Source organism: Nocardiopsis ganjiahuensis DSM 45031 (assembly GCF_000341085.1).
Taxonomy (GTDB): Bacteria; Actinomycetota; Actinomycetes; order Streptosporangiales; family Streptosporangiaceae; genus Nocardiopsis; species Nocardiopsis ganjiahuensis.
In genome coordinates this window covers 45,639-69,031 of sequence record NZ_ANBA01000026.1, presented here as the reverse complement: position 1 = coordinate 69,031, position 23,393 = coordinate 45,639, and the positions used below count along the sequence as shown (strand labels likewise).

At 70.3% G+C, this 23,393-nt stretch carries 20 protein-coding genes and 1 pseudogene; 9 read left to right on the top strand and 12 right to left on the bottom strand.

Annotation, left to right across the window (positions count from 1 at the left end; genetic code table 11):
- Positions 1-590 precede the first annotated feature (590 nt).
- Positions 591-1,031 (bottom strand): DUF2637 domain-containing protein, encoded by a 441-nt coding sequence (locus D458_RS34490; protein WP_338037029.1) that lies wholly within the window; start codon positions 1,029-1,031, stop codon positions 591-593.
- 143 nt (positions 1,032-1,174) lie between these two features.
- Here D458_RS34490 and D458_RS0128485 point away from each other — a divergent pair, with 143 nt between their 5' ends.
- Positions 1,175-2,926 (top strand): hypothetical protein, encoded by a 1,752-nt coding sequence (locus D458_RS0128485; protein ID WP_017590129.1) that lies wholly within the window; start codon positions 1,175-1,177, stop codon positions 2,924-2,926.
- Positions 2,927-3,397: 471 nt separating this feature from the next.
- A complete protein-coding gene (locus tag D458_RS34485; RefSeq protein WP_040702909.1) occupies positions 3,398-3,625 on the top strand; it encodes a hypothetical protein in 228 nt (75 codons plus the stop codon).
- A 25-nt stretch (positions 3,626-3,650) separates the two neighbouring features.
- Here the strand turns inward: D458_RS34485 and D458_RS34480 are convergent, their stop codons facing one another.
- The 5 genes from D458_RS34480 to D458_RS0128455 form a co-directional block, all read right to left on the bottom strand.
- On the bottom strand, positions 3,651-4,736 hold the full coding sequence (locus tag D458_RS34480; protein WP_017590127.1) for an LLM class flavin-dependent oxidoreductase: 1,086 nt from the start codon (positions 4,734-4,736) through the stop codon (positions 3,651-3,653).
- Positions 4,736-5,260: an SRPBCC family protein gene (locus D458_RS0128470; RefSeq protein WP_017590126.1), complete on the bottom strand. Its 525-nt coding sequence runs from the start codon at positions 5,258-5,260 to the stop codon at positions 4,736-4,738. Before D458_RS0128470 ends, D458_RS34480 begins: the two co-directional genes overlap by 1 nt.
- Before the next feature lie 238 nt (positions 5,261-5,498).
- Positions 5,499-5,996 (bottom strand): winged helix-turn-helix transcriptional regulator, encoded by a 498-nt coding sequence (locus tag D458_RS0128465; protein ID WP_026119768.1) that lies wholly within the window; start codon positions 5,994-5,996, stop codon positions 5,499-5,501.
- 194 nt (positions 5,997-6,190) lie between these two features.
- A complete protein-coding gene (locus D458_RS0128460) occupies positions 6,191-6,757 on the bottom strand; it encodes a TetR/AcrR family transcriptional regulator (RefSeq protein WP_017590124.1) in 567 nt (188 codons plus the stop codon).
- Between the two features lie 220 nt (positions 6,758-6,977).
- Positions 6,978-8,366 (bottom strand): GH1 family beta-glucosidase, encoded by a 1,389-nt coding sequence (locus tag D458_RS0128455; protein WP_017590123.1) that lies wholly within the window; start codon positions 8,364-8,366, stop codon positions 6,978-6,980.
- A gap of 141 nt (positions 8,367-8,507) precedes the next feature.
- On the opposite strand from D458_RS0128455, the gene D458_RS0128450 reads away from it, so the two are divergent.
- The 3 genes from D458_RS0128450 (at position 8,508) to D458_RS0128440 (ending at position 13,300) form a co-directional block, all read left to right on the top strand.
- On the top strand, positions 8,508-10,082 hold the full coding sequence (locus D458_RS0128450; protein ID WP_017590122.1) for a hypothetical protein: 1,575 nt from the start codon (positions 8,508-8,510) through the stop codon (positions 10,080-10,082).
- A 41-nt stretch (positions 10,083-10,123) separates the two neighbouring features.
- Positions 10,124-10,894, top strand: a complete 771-nt coding sequence (locus tag D458_RS0128445; RefSeq protein ID WP_017590121.1) for a DUF1266 domain-containing protein — start codon at positions 10,124-10,126, stop codon at positions 10,892-10,894.
- Between the two features lie 660 nt (positions 10,895-11,554).
- Complete coding sequence (locus D458_RS0128440; RefSeq protein ID WP_017590120.1) at positions 11,555-13,300, top strand: stealth family protein; 1,746 nt, start codon at positions 11,555-11,557, stop codon at positions 13,298-13,300.
- 162 nt (positions 13,301-13,462) lie between these two features.
- Here the strand turns inward: D458_RS0128440 and D458_RS0128435 are convergent, their stop codons facing one another.
- Positions 13,463-14,902, bottom strand: coding sequence for an MFS transporter (locus D458_RS0128435; protein WP_017590119.1), 1,440 nt, complete (start codon positions 14,900-14,902; stop codon positions 13,463-13,465).
- Between the two features lie 53 nt (positions 14,903-14,955).
- On the opposite strand from D458_RS0128435, the gene D458_RS0128430 reads away from it, so the two are divergent.
- The 3 genes from D458_RS0128430 to D458_RS0128410 all read left to right on the top strand — a co-directional run bounded on the left by D458_RS0128430 (position 14,956) and on the right by D458_RS0128410 (position 18,504).
- Positions 14,956-15,543 carry a TetR/AcrR family transcriptional regulator gene (locus D458_RS0128430; protein WP_026119767.1) on the top strand — a complete coding sequence of 196 codons (588 nt, stop codon included), beginning with the start codon at positions 14,956-14,958 and terminating at the stop codon, positions 15,541-15,543.
- Positions 15,544-15,903: 360 nt separating this feature from the next.
- Positions 15,904-17,439 (top strand): alkaline phosphatase D family protein, encoded by a 1,536-nt coding sequence (locus tag D458_RS0128425; RefSeq protein WP_017590117.1) that lies wholly within the window; start codon positions 15,904-15,906, stop codon positions 17,437-17,439.
- A 429-nt stretch (positions 17,440-17,868) separates the two neighbouring features.
- Entirely contained in the window at positions 17,869-18,504 is a 636-nt protein-coding gene (locus D458_RS0128410; protein WP_017590114.1) for a hypothetical protein, read from the top strand.
- Positions 18,505-18,754: 250 nt separating this feature from the next.
- Here D458_RS0128410 and D458_RS0128405 read toward each other — a convergent pair whose 3' ends face one another.
- From D458_RS0128405 to D458_RS0128385, 4 genes and pseudogenes are all read right to left on the bottom strand, one after another.
- On the bottom strand, positions 18,755-19,216 hold the full coding sequence (locus D458_RS0128405; RefSeq protein WP_017590113.1) for a hypothetical protein: 462 nt from the start codon (positions 19,214-19,216) through the stop codon (positions 18,755-18,757).
- Positions 19,213-19,341: a hypothetical protein gene (locus D458_RS38025; protein WP_017590112.1), complete on the bottom strand. Its 129-nt coding sequence runs from the start codon at positions 19,339-19,341 to the stop codon at positions 19,213-19,215. The genes D458_RS0128405 and D458_RS38025 overlap by 4 nt, the downstream gene beginning before the upstream one ends.
- Before the next feature lie 502 nt (positions 19,342-19,843).
- Positions 19,844-20,047 (bottom strand): annotated as a pseudogene (locus D458_RS36585) (CorA family divalent cation transporter); the annotation flags it as partial.
- A gap of 146 nt (positions 20,048-20,193) precedes the next feature.
- A complete protein-coding gene (locus tag D458_RS0128385; protein WP_017590109.1) occupies positions 20,194-21,204 on the bottom strand; it encodes a hypothetical protein in 1,011 nt (336 codons plus the stop codon).
- A 133-nt stretch (positions 21,205-21,337) separates the two neighbouring features.
- Between D458_RS0128385 and D458_RS0128380 the strand changes: the two genes are divergently transcribed.
- Complete coding sequence (locus tag D458_RS0128380; protein ID WP_026119766.1) at positions 21,338-21,994, top strand: TetR/AcrR family transcriptional regulator; 657 nt, start codon at positions 21,338-21,340, stop codon at positions 21,992-21,994.
- Positions 21,995-22,281: 287 nt separating this feature from the next.
- Here the strand turns inward: D458_RS0128380 and D458_RS0128370 are convergent, their stop codons facing one another.
- A complete protein-coding gene (locus tag D458_RS0128370) occupies positions 22,282-23,373 on the bottom strand; it encodes a magnesium and cobalt transport protein CorA (protein WP_017590106.1) in 1,092 nt (363 codons plus the stop codon).
- Positions 23,374-23,393: the final 20 nt, after the last annotated feature.

The following is a 23,393-nucleotide window of genomic DNA, read 5'->3' as shown; positions in this document are numbered from 1 at the left end:
GTCAGGGGCGCCAGGGCTCGCTTCACCCACGGGCATGACCGGATGCGGCCCCGACAACAGTTGTCACAGGGCAACTACCCTGTGACACGCTTAAGACACTGAAGGCAATCGCAGTTGTTGTGCAGACCTCCCCCGCTTCTTCGCCATCACCATCGGACGCTCCCCGGGGTTGCGTGCTCCGTTTGCGCTCCGCAGTTCTGGACCGGGACGTCACCGGGCGGTACCCCTTGACACGAAACGACAGTAGTGTTCGGATGGATTGGGACGAAACGGCATCCTGTGGCATGTATGGGCACGAAAGCATCGGACTTCTCATCCGATGATTCTCGCCATCTCCAGGAAGCCTCAGGGCTGACTGCACGAAGGTCCCAGCCAACTGAGTTACAAGATCGGTCCTTCCCGCGCGTCGAATCCGGTGCTGCCTTTGCGCACGGCTGCTAGTGACGCTCAGCTAGCGCAGAAGCAAACTTTTCGGAGGGCTTCTTGCGCCAGCAGAGCCCGCGTTCCTTCACCAACCTCCCCCAACGCGCCTTTCAGCAGAAGCACTCAGCGATCTGTGCCCCCGTCGGCAGTTTCCCAGTCTCCCGTTCTCACTCCAGCGCCCACTCACAAGCACGGGCCTGAAAGGGCGACAAAGCCTTTCCGCTCACCAATCCGCCCACGTCGTTCACGACCTGGAAACCGGAAGCCTCTGTCACCTCAGATGCGGTTCCTCTCTGTGTGTTGACGAACTCCGCACCTGTGGCCTCAACAGGGCCTTGCTCATCGTCTGCGTACGCCTCGCGCCGCCGTGCGGAGGACGCGGCCGAGCCGATGATCAACAGAGCCCACGGCAGCACACCACCCTTGCGTCCGTGGCGGGCGTCGCTGAGCGGGGTCATGGAAACACCGACGATCATGCCGTCCACCGAGAGCGGGAACAAGGCCCTTCTCCACAGGGGTTCGCCGTGGCGCAGGGCGAGTTCGTACATGTGCGAGTAGGACACCACCGCGGCGATGGTCGCCGTTCGTGAACAACGGGCGGGTTCCATTTCGGCGCTCCGCTCTCGTGATGGGGCCGGGAACGCCTGGCACGCGGGACTTTCGGGACATAGGGGGCGGGTATCCGCGTTCCTCGGGTGCGTGTGGACCGGTTTCCCTAGGCTCGCTCGGAAAAGACCCCTGAGGAGCTTGGATGTCCACCTCCCCCGATCGGCGCCTTCCGCCCAACCCGTACCGGAACCTGGTCCTGCTCGCCCTGGTCGCCCTCTCCGGGCACCGGGCGTCCCCCGGCCTGCTGGAGGACGCCCACCGGCTGGTGACCGGGGCGCTTCCGCGCGGGCGGCGCCACCCGCGCCCCCACGAGTACCCGAGAATCCGCCGCCGTGTGCTGCGCCGGTCGCTGTTCCCGCGCGGATGGCACCCGCGCGGCCAGGCGGGGCTGCGGGTCTCCCCCGTGGACGGGATCGGCGGCGAGGCCCGGGCCCTGGAGGCCCTGAACGGTCTGGACGCCCCGGCCCGGGCGGCCTACGCGCTGATGCGGCTGGAGTCCCTGGACGCCCGGAGCGCCACCGAACTCCTCGCCTCGCTCGGGGTCCGCGACGCCGCCGTCGCGGTGGAACGCGCCCGGGAGGTACCGGCGACGCTGCGCCTGCCCGACCCCACGGTCGCGCGGGTCAGCGGCCGGGGCTACCTGGTGCACCGCCGCGGTCTGCTCGGGGCGGCGGGCGCGCTGGTCCTGGCTGTGGCCGCTCTGGGACTGACCACTGCCGACCCCGGCGCCGGGGTCGGCGCCACGACGTTCACCGTTCCCCCGCCCCAGCTGGCCGGGGCGGTCGCCCCGGACTCCTGGCGGGAGAGCTTCCGGCTCGACCTGACCGCCTGGCACCCGCGGGGCGACGCCGTCGACGACACCGCCCTCACGCAGCGGGCCCTGGCCGCCTGGTCCGAGCAGGAGGGCCTCGGCCCGGGCCTCGCTCCCAGCTCACCCGCGCTGCTGTTCGCCGGTGAGGTGGCCGGCCGGGACGTCGTGCTCCTGCACGACGGCCCCCGGGTCGCCCGCTACACCCGGGAAGGCGGCGAGGAGCGGGTGGAGGTGTTCGCCGAGCCCGGCAACGGCGTGGCCAACTGGCCCGCCCTGCGCCTGGCCGACACCGACGCGGGCACCCACTACCTGCTGCCGCCGTGGGTGACCGAGGCCGACACCGCCCCGCTGGGCCAGGCCGGTGCGAGCTGGTCCGGGGTCGACCACGAGGAGGGGGTGACCGAGGCACTGCCCACCGGCGAGCACTGCGACGTGGGCCCGGTGCTGCGGCTGCGCGCCCCCGAGGTGGCCCACGGCCAGCCCTACACGGCGATCGACCTGGGCGGACTGGACACCGCCCACCTGGGGTATATGCCTCCCCCGCCCGCGGAGATCCGGCGGTTGGGGCCGCACGAGGTCCTCGACCCGGCCCAGGGTTTCGACCTGTGGGGCGAGCTGGCCTGCGCCGGCGCCCCGCCCGAGGGGCCGGTGCGCACCGCCACGGCCTGGGAGTTCGCCGTCCAGGAACTGCCGGGCGGCGGTGACGGCCGCTGGACGTGCGTGCGGTTCGGCGGCCACGACGGCGGCGGGCTGGCCCGTGCGGTCCTGGTCACGGAGACCGACGAGGGCACCGAGACCGTCGTGGCCGGGGAGAGCGAGGGGGGTTGGGACTGCAGCAACCTCAACCGCCAGGTGGCCGCGGGCACCTGGTGGCAGGACGCCGACGGCCGGTGGCACTACCTGGCCGCCGCATCCCGCGAGGTCGCCGCGCTCACCGCCGAGGGAGGGGCCGAGGGCACCAGCGAGGACGGCACGGGCGTGCTGGCGGTGAGCGGTCCGCGCTCGGAGACCCGGCCCGCGGCGGAGGTCACCCTGACCGCCGTCGACGTGCACGGCGAGGAGATGACCGTGCTGTCGCCCTGACCCGCCCCGCGTCCCGACCGTCGGAGCGGCCGTAGCCCCGGGGGCCGCGCCGCGCGAACGCGTCGAAGGCGGGGCTCGCGTCGATGGACTCGGAGCGCACGGCACCGCGTGGTTGCGTGTCGTCCCGTACGGCGTCCGCCGACTCGAAAGCGGGTACGGTGCCCCGCCCGACCGGGACACCGGGCACCGCCCCCGGCACCCCGCGGGCGGTCCTTCGCGGACCACCGCTCCGAAAGCCGTACCAATGGCCGCTTCCGGCCATCCACACGTGAGCATGCACGTGCAGGTGCACCGTCGGTGATATCACTGGGAACCACGGTCCCTACCCCGACCGGGGAAGCCAGGGCGCTGCGAACCGGGAATTCCAGGTCGGTTTCGCTTTGTCGCGAAACCTCCCTGGTTCCCCCTACGCAGCTCCCTGGATTCGGGCCGACTCCGCTCTCGGCCCCGGGCCGTAGTTAGGGTGAACGCATGTCGATATGGGCGCGGGGAGACCGCACCGGGAGGGTCGGAGAGGCCCTTCTGATGCTGGAGGGCCAGGGGATCATCGACGGTCTGGAGATTCTGCCCGCCGAGGACAAGCCCTATCGTGTGCGCATCCCCGCCGGGATCGTCCACATGGACGAGGACGAGGCGTCCATGTTCGCGCTGGGGGCGGTCGTCGGCTCCTTCGGCAAGTTGGCCCGGCAGCGGGCCTGACCTCCCCGGCCTCGCGCTCTTCCGCTCACCCGGGCACGTGGTTCCGCGGGGCCTCGTGCTGCTCCGCGTCCACCTCCCGTACCAGTTCCAGGGCCCTGCCCAGGGTGGCCAGCCGTTCGCGGAGGTCCTTCCCGGACGGGTAGAGGCGGACCGTGTCCACCCCCGCGTCGCGCCAGACGCGCAGGCGCTCGCGCACCCGCTCCTCGGTCCCGATCAGGGTGGTGGCCAACACCATCTCGTCGGTGACCAGCGCCGTCGCGCCGTCCCGGTCACCCGCCTGCCAGCGTTCGTGGACCTGGGCGGCGGTCTCGGCCCACCCCTGGCGCCCGTACGCGGCGTTGTAGAAGTTGGTCGTGGCCGAACCCATGCCGCCGAGGCTGAACGCCAACTCCCGTCTGCGGCCGTCGACCATCGCCGCCTGGGCCTCCTCGTCCTCGGCGAAGGCCACCTCGGCGCCCTGGCACATATCGAGGTCGGAGCGGGTACGACCGGCCTCGGCCAGGCCCGCGTCCAGGTGGTCGAAGTAGGCCTCCTTGGCACCTTCGGGAACGAAGCTGGTGCCGAGCCAGCCGTCGGCGATCCGACCGGTGAGCTCGAGCATGCGCGGTGACATGCTGGCGAGGTAGACCGGGATCGGGTACTCGGACCGCATGGACAGGCGCATCGGCCGCGACCGTCCTCCCGGGAGCGGGATCTGGAACTCCTCTCCCCGGTGGACGACCTTCTCTCCGCTGGCCGCCGCGCGAACGATCTCGACCGTCTCGCGGGTCCGGCGCAGGGGCCGGTCGAAGGGGGTGCCGTGCAGCCCTTCGATCACCTGGGGTCCCGAGGGGCCCAGCCCCAGGAGGAAGCGCCCCTGGGAGATCTGGGACAGGGTGATGGCGGACCGGGCGACGGCCATCGGTGTGCGGGTGCCCACCTGCATGATCCCGGAGCCGAGCAGCAGGCGTTCGGTGCGGGCCGCCAGGAAGCCGAGCGGGGAGGGCGCCTCCGAGCCCCAGGCCTCGGCCACCCAGCAGATGTCCAGACCCAGCCGCTCGGCCTCGACGACGAACTCCACCGTCTCGGTCCAGTCGGCGCCCGAGGCCTCGATCGTGGTCGCGGTACGCATCAGACACTCTCCTTCGCGGCGGCTTCGGCCCGGTCCCTGATCGCCGCGAGCGTGTCCCGGATGCCGGCCTCCAGCTCGCGCATGCGGACGAACACGATCTTCTGTTCCTTGTCCGGCATGAGGTCGATCGCGTAGGAGAGCCCCGAGCGGCCCGGCCCCAGGCGCATCCACTGGCGCAGCACGGTGGCGCCGTCCTCGGGTTCGAGGGTGAACCTCCAGGTGGCCGAGGGGTCCTCGGGTTCGCCGACCGCCCAGGCGAGGGTCCGGGGCGCCTCGTACTCGACGATGGTGGAGGTGGTGGACCACTCCCCCAGGTCCTTGTGGGCGTTGTGGCCGACGAAGCGGGCGCCGACCTCGGGGCCGGTCCAGCCCTGCGCCCACTCGACCGACCTGAGTTCCTTGCTGGTGCCGGGCATCAGGGTGATGTCCCCGACCAGCCCCCAGACGGTCTCGGGGGGCGCGTCGATCCGGATCTGTTCCTCGATGGTCGGTGTGTCCGCGTAGCGTGCGCCGGTCCACTCCACTGGGTCTCCTCGGGGTTGTTCGGGGGTCGGGGGTCGGGGGTCGGGGGTCGGGGGCGGGCGGTGTCCGACGGATCGTTCCGCGCTCGTGTCGATGCCGGATCCGCCGACACGAGTGAGAGCCCCCGCCGCACACGCCCTAGGCAGAAAAGCCCAGAAAATGCTTCTAGCTCCAAAGTTGCTCAAAGAGACTCACTTGTCAAGGGAGGGTCCCCGAAAGGTCATCGGGGAGGGGGCGAGGTCAGGCCCCGAAGCGCGCCCGCACCTCGGGGCGCTCCGCGATGTGCGGCGGGTACCCCGGGCCCAGGCGAGGACTGACGTTCTCCGAGGTCAGGGGGTCACCACAGCAATCGCACACCACCTTGGGCCGGGTCCGCTTCCCGCAGTCGTCATGCAGGAAGTCCACCGGCGGGCCCTCGTCCCCGGACAGCCAGCGGTCGCCCCAGGCGTTCATGGTGAGCAGCACGGTGCGGAAGTCACGGCCCATCTCGGTGAGCACGTAGTCGTGGCGCAGCGGCTCGGTCTGGTAGGGGCGCCGCTCCATGAGGCCCGCCTCGACCAGGGTCGAGAGCCGGTCGGTGAGGGTGTTGCGGGCGATGCCCAGGGAGCTCTGGAAGGCGTCGAACCTGGTGATGCCGTAGAAGGCCTCCCGCAGCACCAACGGGGTCCACCCGTCGCGCAGAAGATCCATCGTCCGGGCGACGGAGCACGGCCAGTTCGCGAAGGAAGTACGCCTCATACCCTCAGAATAGGCCCACCGGGAACGCCCTTCCCGAACGGGCGCCCCAGCGGTCTCCGTGAATCCGGGCTCCGGAGGCCCGCACCCGGCCCCGAGAACCCCCGCCCCGGAGGCCCGCCCCGGCCCCAAGGGCGCGACCGGCGACTGCCCGCCACCGCTCGCCGGCGCCCGCGACCACTCGCAGCCACGTGCGGCTACTTGCGGCCCATGGTGCGCAGGATCGCGTCGAGCAGCAGGTCCCTGACCATCGTGCGGTGCTCGGCGGTGTGCTGGACGGTGAGCTCGTTGTTGAAGGTGGACAGGCACAGCCCCACCGTCATCTCCGCCAGGGGAAGCGCCGGGCGGCCGTCCTTGGGGAGCTCCTCCACGAAGCGGGCCACCTCGATCGCCTCCCGGACCGCCTCGATCCACGGCTCGGTCCGCTCACGCCACCACTGGCGCTGCGGGCCGGGCTCCGCGCCCAGGCCCGAGGCGGCCGCGAGCAGCCCGCCCGACTCCAGCCACAGCTCCGTCCAGGCGTCCACCAGGCGCCCCATGTACCCGTCGATCGACTCCATCCGGCCGAACGTGAGGTCGACCTGGGAGGCGAAGGCGGTCAGCCGCACGTCCACGGCGGCCTGGAGCACCTGGTTCTTGTGGTTGTAGTAGCGGTAGACGGTGGACCGGTCGATGTCGACGCCCTCGGTGATCTCCTTGTAGGTGATCTGGCTGAAGGGCTTGGTCCTCAGCAGCTCCACCAGGCTGTTCTGCAGCTGGAGCATCCGCTGTGCGGCCCGGAGGCTTCCGCTGGTCCCCGGGCTCGGGTCCAGCGGCGCCGCCCTGCCTGATCCGTCCGTCATAAGCCCCCGCAGCCCTCGTGTGCCGACACCCTCCAGCTTGCCCCAGAACCGAACGTATGCCAACACGCCGTTGGGTGGCCCGGGACCCCTGTGGGCCCAGGTCCCGGGCCACCCCGTCGAGCTCAGAAGGGCCGGCCCCCGGTCACTCCCCCTGGTTCCTGCGGGCCCGGTGCGAGGCCAGGTAGTCCCGGTACCAGTGGTAGCTGTCCTTGGGGTGGCGCTCCAGGGAGTCGTAGTCCACGCGCACCAGCCCGAACCTGCGCTCGTACCCGTAGGCCCACTCGAAGTTGTCCAGCAGCGACCACACGAAGTACCCCCGCACGTCCACCCCGGCCTCGATCGCGCGTCCCAGCGCGGCCAGGTGGGCGCGCAGGTAGGCGACGCGGTCCCCGTCGTGGACCCGGCCGTCGCCGTCGGGCTCGTCCGCCTCGGCCGAGCCGTTCTCGGTGATGAGGATCGGCGGGAGCCCCGGATAGCGGCGGTCCAGGTCCACGAGCAGTTCCTCGAAGCTCTCCGGGACCACGGGCCAGCCCATGGTGGTGTGCCGGACACCGTCGAAGGCGACCTGTTCGGTGCCGATGTCCGCGGCCGTGCGCAGGGCCGGGTCGGGCTGCGTGTGCGGGGCGTCGCGCAGCATGATCGGCCGGTAGAAGTTGACGCCGAGGAAGTCCAGGGGCCGGCCGATGACCTCCAGGTCGCCCTCCCGCCGGTAGGAGCCGTCGGCCAGTTCGCCCCAGGTCTCCTTCTCGTTGTCGGGGTAGGCGCCGGTGAACAGCGGGTCGAACCAGGTCCGGTTGTGCAGGGTGCGGGCGCGCTCGACGGCGGCCCGGTCGGCCTCGGAACCGGTGGCGGGCAGGAGGTGGTCGGGGTTGAGGGTGATGCCGACCTCACCGGCGCCTGCGGCGCGGAGTTCACCGACGGCGGTGCCGTGGGCGAGGAGCAGGTGGTGGGCGGCGGCCAGGGCGGGGGTGCCCTCCCGGGTCCCGGGGGCGTGGCGGCCGACGGCGTGCCCGACGAAGGCGGAGCAGAAGGGTTCGTTGAGGGTGATCCAGCGGTTGACCCGGTCGCCGAGACGCTCCGCGACGATCCTCGTGTACTCGCCGAACCGGCGCGCGGTGTCGCGGACGCGCCACCCGCCCTCGTCCTCCAGGGTCTGGGGCAGGTCCCAGTGGTAGAGGGTCAGGGCCGGTTCGATCCCCGCCTCGAGGACGGCGTCGACCAGGCGGTCGTAGAAGGCCAGGCCCTCGGCGTTGGGCCGCCCCTTCCCGTCGGGCTGGACGCGGGGCCAGGAGACGGAGAAGCGGTACAGGTCCACGCCGAGGTCGGCGAGCAGGGCGACGTCCTCGCGGTAGCGGTGGTAGTGGTCGCAGGCCACGTCGCCGCTCTCCCCGCGGGCCACGCGTCCGGGGGTGCGGCAGTAGGTGTCCCAGATCGACGGCCCCCGGCCGCCCTCGTCGGCGGCGCCCTCCACCTGGTAGGCGGCGGTGGCGGTACCGAACAGCAGGTTCGGGGGGAGCTTGGGTTCGTGCATGGGGATCCTTCATATTGGGAGCGCTCCCAGTCTGGTTCAGAACAGGGATCGGGACAACCCCCAGAACCAGACCGGTCCCGCCGCCGTCACAACTCCCAGCGCGCCCCGTCGCCCCGGGCGCGCAGGGAAAGGGAACCACGAATGAGTTGGACCGACTACTCGCAGAACGTGCGTATCAGGGAACTCCAGGAGGACCTGAGTTCCGCGTACTCACAGATGGCCCGCGAACGCAGCCGCATGCGCTCGGAACTGGGCCGGGTCCGCGGAACCCTCGAACAGCGGCTCGACCGGGTCTCGGCGACCCTGGACGCCTTCATCGAACTCAGTGACGTCCGCGCCACCCTGACGATGTTCGACGACGCCGCGATCGCCCGCCACCGCACCCTCCAGATGCTGAACGGCGCGGCCCTGCCCACCCTGGACGTCAAGGACGTGCCCGGGTACTGGCTGGTCCCCGCCGCCCGCGGCCTGCACGCCCTGCTGCGCGACGACCTCTCCCAGGCCCGGCTGCGCTTCGACGAGGCCGCCGGCATCGACCAGGAGCGGGCCCGCTGCTTCGCCGCGCTGGCCTCCGCCCTCACCCGCGCCGAGCACGCCCGTACCCTGGGCGAGAGCGTCTCCGCCGACCTGCTCCCCCACCTTCCCGAACCGGGCGTCCAACTGAACCGCGCCCAGCGCGCCCTGTGGCTGCTGACCGCCGACGGCTCCTTCGGCGACGACGCCCGCGAACACCTGCTGCTGTCGACCCTGCGCCTGTGGTCCGTCGAGGACGTCAGGGTTCCGCCGGTCGACGAGTGGGCTGTCTCCCTCGCCTCCCCCTCCGGCGGCGGGTCCGCGGCCCCGCGACGGGGACGGCGCGGCGGCGGCCCGGCCGGCGCCGGCGTCCCCCAGCGCCAGGCCGCCCAGGCCGTCGCCCACCTGCGCGAGCGGATCACCAAGGTCACCGCCCTAGGGAGCGAGGACACCCCGATGGAGGTGCTGAGCCCCGACGAGGTCAGCTCCGACTTCCTCCAGGAGACCCTGCGCCTGCTCGTCGAGGAGGGCAGCCCGGAGGAGGCTCCCCTGCTGGCCGAGGCCACCCGGCTGCGCACGGTGATCGAGAACAGCGGGCAGGAGGGCGCCCTGCCCGCGTGGAGCGACACCGTCGGCAGCGTCGGCTCGCTCCTCCGGCAGGACCTGACCCGTGAGGAGGCGCCCGCGCACCGCCGCACCTTCGCGCTGGTCCTCCAGCGCGCCGCCGTCCTGGACACCGCCGAGGAACTGGTGGCCAAGGCCACCCACCAGCTCCCCGAGGCGACGGAGCTGACCGTCCAGGGGGTGTCCGTCGGCATCACCGCCTCCGGCCCCGACCGGGCGCAGGCCGAACGCGCCCGGCAGCGGCTGCGCGAGCGCAACCTCCCCGAGGGAGGCGGACGGACCGTCTTCTGGGGGTGCTTGAGCGGCACCGTGCTGGTGTTCGTCCTGGCCCTGCTGACGGTGAGCGCCCTCATGTGGGTCCTGACCCTGGTCGGGGCGGTCGCCACCGGTGTCACCTACTTCAGCTCCGAACGGGAGCGGACCGACGGCGAGGCCCTGTTCCACACCCAGAGCCGGAAACTGGACCAGCAGATCACCCAGGCCGTCGAGGAGTGGCGCCGGACCAGGACCGAGATCGAGGAGCAGGGGGCCGCCGCCAGGCGCGACCTGGACGAGATCCGCACGCTGCTCAACCCCTGAGAGGCTGTCCCTTTCGCCGACCACACGGAGGGAGGCCCGCCATGGGCCTGTTTCGCCGGAAGGAGCTCCGGCTCCGCAGTGACCCGCGCGGAGTCTTCGAAGGGGAGTTCGCGCACGCCCTGGCCTGCGGCGCGCACATGCCCGTCACCGGGGGCGGGGTCTGGAACGCGTTCGCCGGGTCCTGTTCGTGCTGTTCTCCCGAGGACGAGCGGGACAAGCTCCGCGAGTCCTGGGGGATCACCGACACCCAGGGGTGGGATCGTGCCCTGCGCGAGCTGGTGGTCGGGGGCCGCATCCCCTCGGACGTCTCCGTCGTCCTGGACCTGCGGGTGCAGGCCTGCGCGCGCACCCCGGGCCTCCCCTTCGACGCCGGGACCTGGCCGGACCTGATCGGCCACTGGTGCCGGAGCTCGGGTGCCGACGCGGCGAAGTACGAGGCACTGGTCCTGACGGCCGCCCGGGTGTGGGAGTACGAGGAGCGGATGGTCCAGGACGGTGCGCTGCCGCCGGGCGCCAAGGTCCGTACCGTGCTCGCCTACGACCTGGGCCGGGCGGTCAACCTGGCCCGGTGGGGCTTCAACGCCGGTTACGCCGAAATGATGGCGGCGGGGGAGCACATCATCCGGGCCGGGGCGACGGCGATGCTCAACCACGGGTCGTGGGGTGAGCTGTCGGCGGGGTTCGTCCTGGGCCGCGCCCTGGCCTTCGACGAGGGCGCTTTCGGCCCGTACTACACCGACTCCGTGGCCGCCCACCGCGTGCTCACCACGGACCCCATGAGCCCTTGGCTCAACATCCCCTGGCGCATGTGAGCCGCCGCTGACCAGGCGATCCCCCATTAGAGAGCGGTTGACCTGCGAAAGCAGGGCTCCCACCGGGAAGGGATAGCCAGGGGCGAAACACCTCCTCCGCCTCGTTCCCCCTGCACGGACCCGCGACAGGCGGCTTCACCGGCGAACACCCCACCGAGGATCCAGTGCTGCCCCTGTAGGGCGCGCTGGAGGTCCAGGTCCGCGGTCAAAGGGTCCTCAGCTGCTCTCCGCAGCGCGGCGAGGCCAGCCGGGCGCCTCTGAATCTCTCCGCCCTGAGAAGCGTCGAACCGTCCTCATCGGACGCCGACACGTCCCACACCTCTGGGTTCGCGCCGATCCGACTTGCGGCTTCGCGGGGTCCTCGACATCGGTGCGCTCGCGCATGACTCGTGCGAGCCGCGCCGTCATCTCAACGCGCCCACCAGAAGCGATTTCGCCACCCCACGCCCACCCGGCAGAGCCCTCGACGGCCGCCTCACCTGATCGGTATCACTCCCGGCGAGAGAGAAGACGCGCAACGTAGGAGACGGAAAGATCTCAAAACGTCTCACAAGTCAACGGATGATCCGACCTACCCGTCTCTGTTCTGGCCCGGACGGAACTCAGTACCACCAGGCCCGTCGCCCGTAACGGGACAGCACAGCAGAGGGATCCACGCACATGGCCTTGACATCGCGCTTCAAGAACACCGGAGAACGGCTCCTGCCCGCCGCCACCCGCGAGCGCCGCCAGGCCGAACGCGAACAGGCCGCCGCCCAGGCAGCCCAGGACAAGCGGCTGGCCAAGATCGCCGAACGCCGCCGACAACTCCGCGATGACGACCCCACCGTGCGCCCCTTCACCCTGAACGGGGACGAGTACCTGGGCCGGACCCTGGACCGCTTCACCGCCGCAGGCGCCTCGGCCCACAACCTCGAACTGGTCACCCGCGCCCTGGAACACGCCGGGATCGACTACTTCCTCGTCCGCGGCCGCTCCCCCCTGCGCCACGTGGTCGGGGTGCACCGCAGCGAACGCAAACAGCTCCTGGACGCCATGCGCGAGCTGTACGCCAGCAGCCCCCTGTTCGCGGTCAAACCCGGCCCCGGCGGTGTGGTCGCTGCCTTCTCCCCCTACGTGGACGGGGCCCTGGCCGAGGAGATCAAGTCCGGCCTGATCATCCGCTTCGCCGAACCCCTGCTCTCCCCCGCCGGACGCCTGATGGCCGGACTCGAGTACGGGTGCGACGTCCAGTTCTGGCGCCAGGGAGCCAAGCTCCTGGAACGCGACAACGCCGAGGAGCTCCTGGGCCGGCTGCGCGTGCAGGCACCCCCACAGGTGCTGGCCGACTCCCTGGTCGCCCCCACCAACAACAAGGTCGCGGACGTGCTGCCCACTGCCCAGCGCAAACCCGCCACCTGCACGGTGCGCGAGCGGCAGTACCCCACGTTCGAGCCCTTCACCTGGAAGCTCCCCCTTGAGGCCGACTTCCCCGTGGACGCGGTCTACACCTGGGTGGACGGAGACGACCCCGCCCACGCCGCCAAGCGGGCCCGCCACCGGGGTGAGTCCGACACCGTGCACGAGACGGCCGCCAACGCCGCCCGTTTCACCAGCCGCGACGAACTGCGCTACTCGCTGCGCTCGTTGGAGGCCTACGCGCCGTTCGTGCGCCACGTCTGGCTGGTCACCGACCAACAGGTGCCCGCCTGGCTGGACACCGAGGCGTCGGGGATCACCGTCGTGGACCACCGCGACATCCTGCCCGCCAGTGCGCTGCCCACCTTCAACTCCCACGCGATCGAGTCGCGGCTGCACCGCATCCCCGGTCTGGCCGAGCGCTACCTGTACCTGAACGACGACGTGTTCTTCACCCGCCCCGCCCGCACCGAGCAGTTCTTCCACGCCAACGGCATCGCCCAGGTGCCCTTCTCACCGTTCCAGTTCGGCACCGGAGACCCGGTGGCCGGCGAGCCCGCCCCGAACTCGGCGGGCAAGAACGTGCGTGCGCTGTTGGAGCGCGACTTCGGCCGGGCCATCATCCACAAGTTCAAGCACGCCCCGCACCCGCAGATCCGCCAGGTCGCTGAGGAGTTGGAGGAGCGCTACCGCGAGGAGATGGACCGCACCGCCCACAGCCGGTTCCGTTCCCTGGACCACGTGGCCGTGGCCGCGACCCTGCACCACCACTATGCGTTGTTCACCGGGCGCGCCGTGCCCGGTGAGTACCGGATGCGCTACGTCAACATCGGGGCCCCGGACGCGACCGAGCGCCTCGCGGCGGTGGAGGAGAGCGAGGAGGTGGACTTTTTGTGCCTCAACGACGTCGACACCCCGCCCGAACGCCAGGAAGAGGTGACCGCCATGATCCACACGTTCCTGGAGTCCCGGTTCCCCTTCCCCTCCCGCTACGAAAAGACCACCTGACAGAACAACCCACGACCCAGCGGTGTCTCGTGCCGGGTTCGTCGGAGGCGAGGAACCAACGCTTCGACTTCCATCGTCACGATGACCGGCGCCGACCTGCCTGACCTGCGGCGTGGAACGTGTGGGCGGCGTGCCCGGGCTGCCGGCCGTGGAACCCTGTGGTCACGGATCACGTGGCTTCATCGTGGTCATGATGACGAGCAGACCGGCGAGCATGAAGACGGCGGCGACGGAGAAGCCGAGGGACCAACCCCGGACGACGGCTTCCGTTGTGGGCTCGGCGGAGCCGGGCGGGGTCAGGCCGGAGGTGCGGATGGCGCTGACAGCCGTCAGAGCAGCGAGACCGAGCGCCGCGCCGATCTGTTGTCCGGCGTTGAACAGGGCCGCGGCGATCCCGCTGTCGCCGGGGGAGGCGGAGCCGACGGCGGCCGCTGTGAGTGCGACGAACGCCAGTCCGAGCCCCACGCCGACCAGCAGGAGCGGGGGCAGGAGCGTGCCGGGGTAGCTGCTCTGCAGATCGATGCGGGTCAAGCCCGCGAACGCGACAGCGACGAGCAGAACCGAGATCACGAGGACCGGCCGGATGCCTAGACGCGGCAGCAGTGACGCCGCGCCGGCCGAGGCTGCTGCGATGGCGATCGTCATCGGCAGGAAGGCCAGCCCGGTGGCGACAGGTCCGTAGCCGAGGACGCCTCCCATGAACAGGCTCAGGAAGTAGAACAGGGAGTAGAGCGAGGCGGCGAGGATCAGGCCGACGGCATCGGCGCCCACGAGCGTCCGGTTGCGCAGCAGCCGGATCGGCACGAGGGCATGGGGCCGCACCGATTGCATGCGCGCGAACGCTCCCAGGAGAGCCAGCGACACCAACATCACCGGCAACGCGGGCACCAAGCCGTTCTCCGCCCCCGTGACCAGCCCGTAGACGAGGCCGAGCACTCCGGCGGTGCCGAGCAGCGCACCCGCGACGTCGAATCGCTCGGGCTGCTTCGAGCGCGCTTCGGGGAGCAGGAACCGTGCTGCGGGTACGGCGACCATGACGATCGGGACGTTGACCCAGAACACCCAGTGCCATGACAGGGCCTGGGTGAGGACTCCACCGAGGATCAGGCCCAGAGCCGTTCCGCCTGCCGAAACGCCGCCCCATACGGCGAGCGCGCGGTGGCGGTCGCGGCCTTCGGGGAACACGGTCATCAGGAGCGACAGCGCGGCCGGGGCCAGGACAGCGGCCGCCAACCCCTGAAGTGCCCGTCCGGCGAACAGGACGGCGGCCCCGTGGGCGTATCCGGCGAGCAGTGACCCCAGTCCGAAGACGGCGGCACTCGCGATGAACATGCGACGCCGCCCGTAGCGGTCCGCCAAGCGGCCGCCGAGGAGCAGGAAGCCGCCGAAGGCCAGGACGTAGAAGGTGACGGTCCACTGCAACTCGGCGACGGAGAGGTCCAGGTCGGCCCGGATCGCTGTCAACGCCACGTTGACGACGGTCGCGTCGAGGACGATGAGCAGTTGGCTACCCGCCAGGACGGCCAGGGCGAGCCAGCGGCGCGCGTGAGGAGGCCTGGCGGGTGCGGCGTTCGAGGGAGGGCCCTCTGCGGGTGATTTCACTCAACAAACGTAGAGCGAATTCTCAATTGGGTCAACGCGTGTAGAGTCAACCCATGAGCGGGGACACGGACCAGGCATCACCGACCAGGGCCGAACGCAGGCATCGCAGTGAAGCAGCGATCCTCACCGCGGCCAGGGCACTGTTCGCAGAACACGGCTTCGAGCGCACGACGATTCGGGCGGTAGCGGACCGCGCGGAGGTCGACCCGGCATTGGTGATGCAGAACTTCGGCAGCAAGAACGCGCTGTTCGAAGCGGCGGCACGGTGGGCCGTCCCCACCGAGGGCCTCGTACTGGCCGACCGTTCCGAGTTGCCGCGCGCGGCGCTGCAGCACGTGCTCGACTCCTTCGACGACGTCGACCGGCGGCCGGAGGCCGAAGCGCTGCTCCGGAGCGCCCTCACGCACCCGGCGGCCCAGGCCCAGCTGCGTGATCACGTCATGGGCGAAACGCAGGAACGCGTGGCGGCGACGATCGGCGGGCCGGACGCCGAACTCCGAGCCGCCCTGCTCAACGCCTGCACGCTCGGCCTGACGATCAGCCGTTACCTGATCGGTGTCCAGGTCCTCGCCGACGCCGATCCCCGTGATCTGAAACGCATCCTCGAGCCGGCACTGGAGTCGATCGTCGACTCGCCGTGAGCACGGCCCTGGGCGCCGGCGATCACCCGTGGAGCGTCCGTCGCTGAGCGGGGACCGGCGCACGAGGGCTCACCACGCCGAGCTCGTCGAGATCATCCCCCAGGAAACGACGGACCACCGGACCGGCGCAGCGACCGGATCGGACATGCCCCGAGGAGAGAACCCCACAGCGCGAAGCGGGTATCCCCAGGACAGGACGTCCGTCGAATCGCGGGAAGCACCGCTGACCCCCCCGGGTGACCGCTACTCGCACGGACCGCCCCGGTCCGTATTCACCCGGGTGACGGCTCTCGTTCAAACAGGGGACGGACGTCCCGGATAGAAACCGTGGGTACCACTCCCCCGCAACGAGGAGCCCTCATGGCACGCACCCACCTCTCACGCCGATCCGCCCTGCGTCTGGGCGCCACGGGCACCGCGGGCATCCTCCTGGCCGGAGGCGCGGCCGCTCCCGCCCTGGCCCAGGGCCGCAACCGCCCGGTCCTGACGCACGGCATCCAGCTCGGCGACCCCCGCGCCGACGGGGCCGTGGTCTGGACACGGGCCGACCGCCCCGCGCGCATGGTCGTCGAGGTCGCCACCCGGCCCGACTTCCGCGACGCGCGCACGCTCCGCGGGCCGCAGCTCACCCCGGCCGGTGACGGCACGGGACGGGTCCGCATCACCGGGCTCGACGCGGGCCAGGAGGTGCACGTGCGGGTGCACGCCGAAAGCGGACAGCACACCAGTGAGGTCCTCGAAGGCAGCTTCCGTACCGCCGGGGGCACCGACGGCCCGATCCGTTTCGTCTTCTCCGGAGACGTCGCGGGCCAGGGATGGGGCATCAACCCCGACATCGGCGGCATGCCGATCTTCGCCGCCATGGCCGACCGCGACCCGGACTTCTTCCTCCACCTGGGCGATGCCGTCTACGCCGACGGCCCGCTCGAGGAGAGCGTCGCCCTGCCCGACGGGCGCACGTGGCGCAACGTGGTCACCGAGGAGAAGGCGGCGGTCGCCCAGACGCTGGCCGAGTACCGCGGCCAGTACGCCTACAACCTGCTCGACGACACGCTGCGCGGCTTCGCCGCCCGGGTTCCGCAGATCGTGCAGTGGGACGACCACGAGGTCGTCAACAACTGGTACCCGGGGGAGATCCTCGACGACGACCGCTACACCGAGACCGATGTCGACCTCCTGGCCCGGCGGGCCCACCGGGCCTTCCACGAGTGGATGCCCATCATCCCGTCCGAGGCGGTGGACGGCAGGATCTACCGCAAGCTGCCCTACGGCCCCGACCTGGACGTCTTCGTCATCGACATGCGGCCCTACCGCGACGCCAACTCGCCGGGAACCTCCGCTTTCGAACACGTCCTCGGAGACGCTCAGGCACGCTGGCTGGTCGACGAGGTCTCAGCGTCCACCGCGACCTGGAAGGTGATCGCCTCCGACATGCCGCTCGGCCTGGTCGTGCCCGACGGCGACGACATCGAGGCGGTGGCCAACGGCCTGCCCGGCGAACCGCGCGGGCGCGAGGCCGAACTCGACGGGGTGCTGCACGGCCTGCACCGCCGGGGCGCACGGAACGTGGTGTGGGTGACGGCCGACGTCCACTACACCGCCGCGCACCACTACTCCCCCGAGCGCGCGAGCAGCCGCGAGTTCACCCCGTTCTGGGAGTTCGTCTCCGGGCCGCTGCACGCCGGCGCGTTCGGACCGAACGAACTCGACCCCACCTTCGGGCCCGAAGTGGTCTTCCAGAACGCCCCGCCTACGGCGAACACCTCGCCGCTCGACGGCTACCAGCACTTCGGCGAGATCGAGATCGACCGGAACAGCAAGGAGCTCACCGTCTTCCTGCGCGACGCCAACGGCGACTCCCTCTGGACGAGAACCCTCACCCCCGAGGGCCGCTGATGCCGACCGAGGCCTCCTGGTCGGGGCCCTGACTCCACCTCTGGAGCACCGAGGAGTCAGCGGGTGCCGGTCGGAATCCCTGAACCGGGCGAACCTCGGCGTACGGCTCGAGGTCGCCCTGGAACCGCGCCACTCAGGAGCGGACTCGAGCTGGACGCGGACGGCCGGTGCCGATGACGGCCTGCCCAGCCGGCGAGCACGCGGCCTCGAGGTCACGGGTGCCCTCCAGCAGGTGGACATCGTCTTGGGCCAGGTCCAAGACGATGCACCGGAACTCTGCGAGGTGTCCACGACGCCTCACGAGGCCCTCCTTCAAAGGCCACGTGGTCTCAAGGGCCGAAATTCGACTCCGGAAAACACGGTCCCACCACACCTGAGCGGCTACCCCTCGCACGATCCCGTCCAGGATCAGCCGATAGTGTCCGCCTGATGAAAACGAACCTCTTCAACGACGTGCCCGACGGCCTGACCAGCAGGGCTCGTTACTTTGTCGGCGTGCATGGCGTCAAGATCGACGTCCGCCCCGTCGATGGGCACAGACAGTGGTTGCTCGAGCGAAACATTCCAGCAGTGGTGATCGACCGGATGGCCGCCTACCAAGAGCGCTGGGGTGGTCTGCTCCTTCCACCCGCGCCGCAGTACGACGGAGGTCCAAAATACCTCGATCCGGACTCACCCGAAGGTTCACCGTCCGAAGGGTGGTTGTTCGAAGCAGGCATGCAGCGGACCGCGGTCCCCTACTCCTTCATGATCGGGCCTTCGGGTGAGTTCGGCATTCACACAGATAGGTGGACGCCCCTCCACGCGGCCATCGAGGGTTGGGTGGAATCGCTGGCCCTGGCCCACCACGCAGCTACGACGGCGAAACAGATCACCAAGCTCGTCGGAGATGCCGTCGACGACATCGCGTTGGACGACTACGAACCGGTGCCCGAGGTATTGGGCCTGGCGGACACCTGGTGGAGAGGACCCGACTCGCTGGTAGCGATCTATTCAGGCGAGGCGGAGAGCCTCGAATTTCCCGGAGGCCGCATCGCGCTGATCTACTCCGGCCTTGATGGGTAAGGCCTCCACGGAAGCGTGCAGAACGGAGACGGTTGACAACCACCGCCCGTGTCCGGCAATCGTCCGACACCGACCGAAGGATCAGCAATAACACAAAAATCCAGAAATCTGTTCCTCAAACTGCAAAATAACTTCCCCGAGGACATCCTCAAAATCCCTCTCGAGAAGTATTATCGGCTCGAAGAACCCCTCACCCCATACAGCATCTTGGCCAATTAAATCTACCTTATTAAAATCCAAAAAACGCACACTATTCAGGAGTGAAGCCGGGAGAGCGATCGTCAAAGGTTGCGGAGACAGCGAGCTCGGCAGCTGCGAGACGGGCTTCCTCACGCACGTTCGGGCAGAAATGGTGCAGGAAGGGCTCGATCAGTGGCCGTGCTCGCGGGTCCCGCGTGGCACCGAAGATGTACAGGGCGTACTCGAGGAGTTCGGGTTCCAGAGTCCTCACGACCGAGGCCAGCGGTTCGACGAGGTCCAAGGGCAGGCTGTAGTGATCGAATGCTTCGCTGACCGCGTTCAGGGCGGACTCACGGACCTCGGTCACGGGTTCGGTGACGGCCAGGCCGACCAGTCGCCCGACGACCAGCCGGGCTGTGGCCGCGTCAAGCGCGGCACCGCGTAGGAAGTCCCCGAGCGCCTCGGCAGCGAGGTCTCGCCGGTCCGGAGCGCAGCCGGTCAGCGCTTCAAGCGCTATGAGCACGTCCTTCACGCGACACCCGCCTCCACCCGCTCGAGCAGTGCTCCGTGCTCCAGAACACCCTGGCGGCAGATGAAGAACAACGGTGTGGGCCGCATGGGCACCATCTCCTGGAAGTGTCGCGGTCCGTTCTCCATCGTGTGACGGAGGGTAGCTCTCGGAATCGGCGGCCCGCTCTCGTCCCAGTGGAGGGTGTGCCAGGGCTGAGAGCTGCGCAGGTCTGGAGGACCGACTTCCAGCCATGGTACGGATCGGGCTGCGCGGCCCCTTCCTCGGCGCCTGTGGGAGCGGCGGAGTACACAGAGGGTGGAAGGAGGATTCGTACGCTCAGGGCTTCCCTCGGTTCGAGCGGGCCGTGGGTGCGGGTGATGTGTGGTTCTCCCTCGCCCTGATCGCCCCACTCCCGGTTCAGGCGGTCCTTCGCGGAACCGACCCGGCAGATGAACGCCGCATCCTGGGAGGCGGCCGGGTCGCCTGCCACGTCCGGGAAGGAGAAGGAGGCGCGGGTGTGTTCGATGGGGACCGTCCATCCGGTGCCGACGATGTCGCCGCAGTACCGGGTCCTCTGGTCCTCGTCCTCCTCGGGGAGGGTGGTGAGGCGTTCGTAGGTGTAGCTGACTTCGAGAAGGCCGGCACGGGCGGCCAGCGGAACACCCAGTGGTCGCCGGGATCGGGGGCGGTGTCCATGCCGAAGACCGACGAGATCAGCGTGGGGACGACCAGGATGCCGCCCCAGGAGGACACCTTCTTCATGGCCTCGTTCCGGGAGTGGCCGATGAGGGCGCTGTGGACCTCGGTGATGTTCTCGAGCAGCTGGCGGAACCCGTCGACGTGCTCCCGGACTACTCCCCCGAGGGCCGCTGACGCCGACCGAGGCCCCGGGAATCCGTCCTCCACCTTCCATCCCATCCCGACGACTTCCCTCTGCTCGGGATCTGCGCCGCGCCGCGATGCGGATCCCGAGCAGTGGTCACCGTGTGCGGGGCCTGTCACCTCCGATAACGCTGCGCCACCGCCTCGAAGGCGGCCTTGGGTTCCCATTCCATGTCGGGGTAGGTCTGCCCCCGGTGCCCTTCGAGGAGTTTGACGATGCCCAGGCCCGCCCGGTCCAAGTCGTCCCTGGGGTCGCCGTCCGGGCGGTGGGGGTAGCCGGGCAAGGCGAACAAGAACACGAACGCGCTGTCCACGCCCTCCGTCTCGAAGATCTCCAGCAGTTCGCTCAGATACGCGGCCTGGCCGGGCTCGTCGCGCTCGTACATGCCGTTCAGTCGCACCGGGGCCCTGGTCTCCGGGTCGTGCTCGACCACTTCCAGCACCCGCCCACCGCGGTCCCCCGCCCCGCGGTAGGCCGCGGTGCCGAACCCGGTGACGGCGAGCGGCTTCGGGCCCTGGGCCAGGGTGCGCACCGCGTCCCGGAACCGGTCGGCGACCTCGGCGGAGCGGATCAGCTCGAACGTCACGATGTCGAAGGGAGTCCAGTCGACCTGCTCGAACTGGATGGATGCGTAGGTGAGCTTGCCCTGGAAGCGCTCACGGACCGTGGCCGCGGCGTCGCGGAGGAAGGTGTTGATGCCCACGCCGAGTTCGCGCATCGCTTCGGCCCGCCGCTCGGGTGGGCTCATCAGCTGCTCGACCCGCTCCTCCGGGCTCTCTCCGGACAGGAACCCGCGGTTCATGACACTCAGCTCGACCCCTGCGACGAACACGACTGTGGCCCCCTGCTGCCGGAGCCGTTCCGCTCGCGTGGCGCAGTCGCGGAAGAGCGTGAGGATCTGCTCCGGCTCCAGCTCCAGCGGATAGGGCGAGAACCAGACCTCCAGGCCGAGCTCGGCGGCGGCACCGGCGGCCAGCTCCAGTCGGTCCGGGTCACCGCCGATGATCTGGACCGCGTTGCAGTGCAGGTCGTCGCGGATGATGGCGAGCTCGCGCCGGACCACCGCGGGGTCGTAGTGCTCACGGGATATCCGGCCGTGCGCGACGAATCCGGTGTCGTAGGTCATTCCTCTTGCTCGCACGGTGACGGTCCTCTCTGTCGGTCTCGGTCGGGTCGAGGCTGACAGGAAAAGTGCGTGCGCGCAAGTTTGCATCTACGCAAACTTGCGTGCGCGCAGCTCCGTGTGGAACGCTGACACCGTGACGACACCACCACCAGGGTTGCGGGAGCGGAAGAAGCAGGCCACGCGAGAGGCGCTGCGCGAGGCGGCCCTGCGCCTGGCCGTCGAGCACGGACCGGACCGGGTGCGGGTCGAGGACATCGCCGAGGCGGCCGGGGTCTCGCCGCGCACCTACAACAACTACTTCGCCAGCCGCGAGCAGGCGATCGTCTCCGCTGTGACCGCGGACCGGGAGGCGCGGATCGCGGCGGCGATCGCGGCCCGGCCCGCAGGGGTGCGCCTGGCCGACGCCGTCACCGAAGCAGTGGTCGAGCAGTACACGAACACCGGTGAGCGCGGACACGAGGCGCTGCTGCTGATCACCACCCGGACCGCGCTGCGCGAAGCGTTCCTCGACACCACCGCCGGCATCGAGCGCCCTCTCGCGGCGGTGATCACCGACCGCCTGGACGACACCGAAACGCACACAGCCCGCGTTCTCGCGGCAAGCGTCGCCACGGCGGTTCGCATCGCGCTGGAAGGCTGGCTCCGGCCGACCGGGAACGCGGACGCCGCCGGGAGCTTCGAGGCCGGAGGACTGGTCGTGCCCTCCGGCTCACTGCCCGACCAGCTCCGCGCGGCGCTGGCCCCGCTCGCGCCCGCGTTCGACGCCGCCGAGCAACGCACCCAGCCGTAGGGACGACCCGAGTGACCCGGAACATGCCGATGCACTGGATCGTCGCCATCCCGGTCAGCCGGTTCAACGTGGACGACGCCGTGTCAGGACGCGATGTACGACTGGAGCACCAGGGGAAGTGAACCAGCTCGGACGAAACACCTTCCCTGATTCATCTCTTTCGCGAGAGAACGCCGGAGCGAAACTGCCCCGAGGAAAAGGGTGGCCCGGAATAACTCCTACCCACGCGCTGAACACATGCGCATCGGCGTAGGGCAGGGCAGGCGCGCTTCGCCCCGCTCCACGGCCTACAACCAGCCGTTGCGGCGGAACAGGAGGTAGAGCAGCAGCGAGGAGAGCGCCATGAAGGCCAGCACGAGCGGCCAGCTGAACACCCAGTGGTAGCCGGGCTCGGGGGCGATGTTCATGCCGAAGACCGACGAGATCAGCGTGGGGACGACCAGGATGCCGCCCCAGGAGGAGACCTTCTTCATGGCCTCGTTCTGGGACTGGCCGATGAGGGCGCTGTGGACCTCGGTGATGTTCTCGAGCAGCTGGCGGAACCCGTCGACGTGCTCCCGGGTCGCGGCGACGTGGTCGGCGACGTCGCGCAGGTAGTTGCGGAGCTCGGCGCGGTGCTCCTGCCCCGGCCGGGGCATGTGGGACCGGAACCGTTCCGGGTGCTCCAGGGGCGCCATGAGCCTGTCGAGGACCTCGGCCAGGGGGTCGACGGCGCGTTGGAGCCGGATGACCTGGCGGGCCAGGCGGTAGGTGCGCCGGGAGGCGTCGCGGTCACCGTCGAAGACCTCGCTCTCCACCTCGTCGATGTCGTCCTGGAGTTCGGCGACGGCGGGGGCGTAGGCGTCCACGACCTGGTCCAGGACGCCGTAGAGCACAGCCAGCGGGCCGTGCGTGAGCATCTGCGGCTCGGCTTCGAGGCGCTCCCGGATCACCGTGAAGTCGATCTGCCTGGTGTGCCGGATGGTGATCACGAAGTCGCGTGAGCCGAAGACGTGGATCTCCCCGACGTCCACGGTCTCCGCGTCCTCGTCGTAGCGGGCCGGGCGCAGGACGACGAACAGCACGTCGCCGTAGGTCTCCACCTTGGGCCGCTGGTGGGCGACGATCGCGTCCTCCATGGCCAGCCGGGGCAGGGCGAAGCGGTCGGCGGCCTCCAGCAGCTGCTCCCGGTCGGGGTCGGTCATGCCGACCCACGCCACCAGGTCCCGGTCGGCCTGGACGGCCTCGGCCGCGTCGGCGAGCGAGTCGGCCTCGCGCTCGCGGTGCCCGTGGCGGTACAGCACGGTCCAGACCTCCCCGGGCGGGGCGCCGGCCGGGAGGGCGGACTTCTCCCGGCCCAGGGCCATGGTGCGTTCGGGCGCGGATGCGGATTCGTTCATGGGCTGCCCTCCCCGGCCTG